Below are 3,873 nucleotides of genomic sequence, written 5' to 3'. Positions count from 1 at the left end.
TGTCTCGTCCGGGCAAACCAAGCTGGGCACTGACCAAATAGACCAATAGCGCTGAACCAAAGACTGCTTTGCCGCGCTTGAGTGTTATGCGCAAGGCTTTAAGCGTCGGCAGAAAAGTCCGCAAAGTGGACATACATCGCGATATTGCAAATGACCGCGTGGAGCCCATACCTGTGTAGTTTGCCCTCCGCAGCGAATGTCAGCTTGTCCCAGCTGTTCTATGCTCATGCGCTGCTTCCTCGTGCCGTTCCTCAAGAGCCTGACGAATGATCTGGTACGAAGATGACAAGAAGAGGCTTGCCATGATCGCAGCAACTATTAGGTCAGGCCAACCTGTTGCCGTGCCCCAATCAACCTTTCGACGGCTCCACCTGCCGTGGATGTTGCAAGCCAGGTTTTGGGCATCATCGACCAATGCCCGGCGGGTTGGATCTATTCAGATTCTTCTTCAACGTCAGGACTACTGGAGCGCTTGCTGGCAGAAGCAGAGGTTGAATACGTTCAAAAAGTCGATGTGCTCCGTGCGGACCAGATCATGCAGGATGATGCATCTCGTCGAGCGATGAAACAGCAGTTGAATTCACACAAGCGGTCCAGTGACGATCCGCTCGTTGAGGTGGAGCGGTTGTGGACCTGCTACCAAGCAGCGAAGGCCTCGAAGGAAGGAGATGAGCGATGATTTTGGCGGACGATGCCTGGCGTAGATAGTCAGCCCTAGGCAGACATTTGCAACTGGACTTTTCAAATCCGGATAAGCGGACAAAGCTGACATTCAAGATCACCGAGTCTACCATAGCGGCATAAGTTAGGGAGGCTTCAACATGACTGATCCCAATGAAGTCGCGCACCACTACCACTCCGGTCACTTGCTAAAGCGAATTTCTGATGGTTGCGCAGCACTGGACTTGACCCCACCGATTTCTCGCGACGCTTTGGCGCCGGTTGACGAGTTTCACATTGGCGGACGCCTTGCGACCGAACCTTTTGTGAAGGCTTTGGACCTTTCGCCCCAAAGTCGGGTTGTCGATTTTGGATGTGGCCTCGGTGGTCCTGCCCGCTATGTCGCAGCGGCCACTGGGGCTCATGTGACCGGCATCGATTTAACCGCCGAGTTTGTGGAAACAGGACGCGCCCTTACAGAATGGACGGGCATGTCGGATCGGGTTCAACTCATCGAAGGCAGCGTACTTGATCTGCCGTTAGAATCTGACTCGATGGACGCTGCTTACATGATCCACGTAGGCATGAACATTGTGGACAAAGTTGGCATCGCGCGGGAGGCAATGCGTGTGCTTAAACCAGGGGGTATTTTTGCGATTTACGATGTGATGCAAGTCGGCGAGGGCAATATGGATTATCCAGCGCCTTGGGCTTCGACTTCGGATCAGAGTGCGCTTGCACCACCAGAGACATATGAGGCGGCTTTGAAGTCCGTTGGTTTCGAATTGACCAATAGGATCGACCGCACCGTGTTTGCCAAACAATTCTTTGAAGATTTGGCGGCTGCGCAAAGCCGTGCGGATGGTCCTCCACATCTTGGCCTGCATCTGATCATGGGCGACGACACAGCGCTAAAGGTCCAAAACATGGTGCGAAACATAGAAGGCGGATTGATAGCCCCGATTGAGATCCACGCCCGTCTGCCCATCTAACTTTGCGTCCGCACTGGGCTCGAATTAATCATTCTCTGCGGTGTGCGGATGGACCGATGGCAGCCCGAAGCAGACATTCACAGTCACGCTTTTCAGTTTTGCACTAAGCCATTCACTAGGACATGCGCGACGTTCAGAAAATCATGTTGTCTTTTCCAAGCAGCGTAATTTGCGCTACCAATAGACATGAATGGAGACCGCAGACTTTCCGCAGTACTCTCGGCCGATGTAGTAAACTACTCAGGCCAGATTAAGGCAGATGAAAATAGGACTCTCAGCGAACTTCGTGTTCTACGTCGAGAGTTATTTGATCCTTTGGTTAGCGATCATCGAGGTAATGTCGTTAAGAGGATGGGTGATGGATGGATAGTCGAGTTTAACTCGGTATCTGATGCAGTACGATGCGCCCTTGATCTTCAAAGCCAGGTGTCAACTCAGTCCTCATTGAAACTACGAGTGGGTGTGCATCTTGGAGATGTCGTATTCGACGAAGATGACATTTTCGGCGATGGCATCAATCTATCTGCACGTCTACAAGAGGCTTCCAACGAAGGGGCTGTGTTAATTTCAGATGTCGTCCATCGCAGCCTTGACGAGCGCCTCGCTGAGCAATTTTATCGCGCTGGAGAGCGACAGTTTAAGAACGCGCCGTCACCAATAGAAGTTTTCCAATGGTCGCCGCCAGGTTCTGCCCCACCGCGAGTAACTCCGGCTAGCCATACAAAGTCTCTGCTAATCGGCGTCTTACCTTTCGATAATCTCTCTTCTGACCCCGATCAGGAGTTTTTTGCAGATGGAATTACCGAAGAGATCATCACCACTTTATCAAAACTCCCGAATTTACTGGTCGTCGCGCGTAACTCTACATTCGTCTACAAAGGTCGCTCCGTTGACGTGAAACAGGTCGGTCTGGAGCAGGGTGTCGATCTTGTTCTTGAGGGAAGTGTCCGTCAAAGCGGTAACCGGGTGAGGATCACAGCACAGCTAATCGATGCAAAGTCCGGCATGCATATTTGGGCAGACCGCTATGATCGCCTCATTGAAGATGTATTCGAAGTTCAGGATGAAATCGCACTTAGGATTGCAACCGAGCTTCAAGTCGAACTGTTGGCGGGAGAAATGGCTCGTTTCAGAGGATCCGGCACAAATAACCTAGGCGCGTGGACTGCTCAACTAAAGGCCGTTGAGGCTTCGCGCAGAATTACCAGGGAAGCTCAGGCCGACGCTCGCCGATTTGCACAACAGGCAATTGCACTCGACCCGGGTTACTCGGCTCCGTATTGTACTTTGGGATTCATTTGCACTGTCGAAGCACGACATGGATTTGTTGCTGACCGGCGTGCCGCGCTAGCGGAGGCTCGTGACTGCGCTCAGCGAGCTCTGGAAATAGACAGCTACAACCCAGAGGCTCACGCTATTGCGGGTTTTGCGGATGCAATCGATGGCAAGCTGGTTTCGGCTATCGAGAAGTTCAACGAGGCACTAGCGCTGAATCCAAACCACGCTGACGTGGCTGCCAGACTGTCAATCACCCTAGCTTTCAATGGCCAGGCAAATGAAGCGATCCAAGTCGCACAACAAGCCATTACCCTGAACCCTCACTATCCAGGTTGGTATGCAGGCGTTCTGGGTTTAGCCCTTCGACTCGACGGTCAATACGAGGAAGCCAAGAAAGCATTCACCGAATATGGTCAAAGGGTTGAAGGCTTTGGTCACCTCGACCTCGTAATCGTCCATGTAGAGACGGAGAACCTTGAGGCCGCTCGCGATGAAGCACGGAATGTGATGAAATACCGCCCTCAGTTTTCCATATCGGACTGGGCGAAAACTCAACTTTTCTCTGACAGAGAAAGGCTGGAGAAAGACTGTGCGTCTTTGCGACTAGCAGGTTTGCCTGAATAAGAGCAGGGTTTCGCAGTAGCAGGTTGGTTTGTGATGGAAACCGATCTCACACGTTTCCGATTTGGGTTCGCGATGGCCTTGCGCTTCTAGGTGCCTTGGCGGTGGGCCGCAGTCCAAACCGGATAATCACAAATGGGCCTAGCAATTTCCCGGTTGCGGAGGAAAGCTGCCCTTCGCGGTTAAACAAACCAAGCCAAAATTTTGGCCGATTATCCGCAGGAACTTGAAGCTTAATTTATTTGATCACGCGGGCTTTATCAGTGTTTCCAGATATTCTCGAGTGTCGGCGTCCCACGAGCTGGGGTCCTCTCCATGGGCG

3 protein-coding genes and 1 pseudogene are annotated in these 3,873 nt (G+C 52.2%); 3 read left to right on the top strand and 1 reads right to left on the bottom strand.

Features of this window, described 5'->3' with window-relative positions; genetic code table 11:
* Positions 1–199: 199 nt before the first annotated feature.
* Positions 200–349: pseudogene (locus AC2FFP_RS23230) on the bottom strand (cation transporter); the annotation flags it as partial.
* 48 nt (positions 350–397) lie between these two features.
* Here AC2FFP_RS23230 and AC2FFP_RS23225 point away from each other — a divergent pair.
* From AC2FFP_RS23225 to AC2FFP_RS23215, 3 genes are all read left to right on the top strand, one after another.
* A complete protein-coding gene (locus AC2FFP_RS23225; RefSeq protein ID WP_496770964.1) occupies positions 398–679 on the top strand; it encodes a hypothetical protein in 282 nt (93 codons plus the stop codon).
* A 142-nt stretch (positions 680–821) separates the two neighbouring features.
* Positions 822–1,652: a class I SAM-dependent methyltransferase gene (locus AC2FFP_RS23220; protein ID WP_496881566.1), complete on the top strand. Its 831-nt coding sequence runs from the start codon at positions 822–824 to the stop codon at positions 1,650–1,652.
* Between the two features lie 186 nt (positions 1,653–1,838).
* The gene (locus AC2FFP_RS23215; RefSeq protein WP_480492649.1) at positions 1,839–3,554 is read left to right on the top strand and encodes an adenylate/guanylate cyclase domain-containing protein; all 1,716 of its coding nucleotides are present in this window, start codon (positions 1,839–1,841) and stop codon (positions 3,552–3,554) included.
* Positions 3,555–3,873 lie beyond the last annotated feature (319 nt).

The sequence above is a fragment of the Ruegeria sp. YTSC004 genome, from assembly GCF_059609805.1.
The sequence above is the reverse complement of the archived record's forward strand: the minus strand, read 5'-3'. Positions and strand labels throughout refer to the sequence as shown.

Bases quoted from the DNA above. Each gene is read 5' to 3' on its own strand.
- AC2FFP_RS23220 (WP_496881566.1), top strand. From the start codon at position 822: ATGACTGATCCCAATGAAGTCGCGCACCACTACCACTCCGGTCACTTG.
- AC2FFP_RS23215 (WP_480492649.1), top strand. From the start codon at position 1,839: ATGAATGGAGACCGCAGACTTTCCGCAGTACTCTCGGCCGATGTAGTA.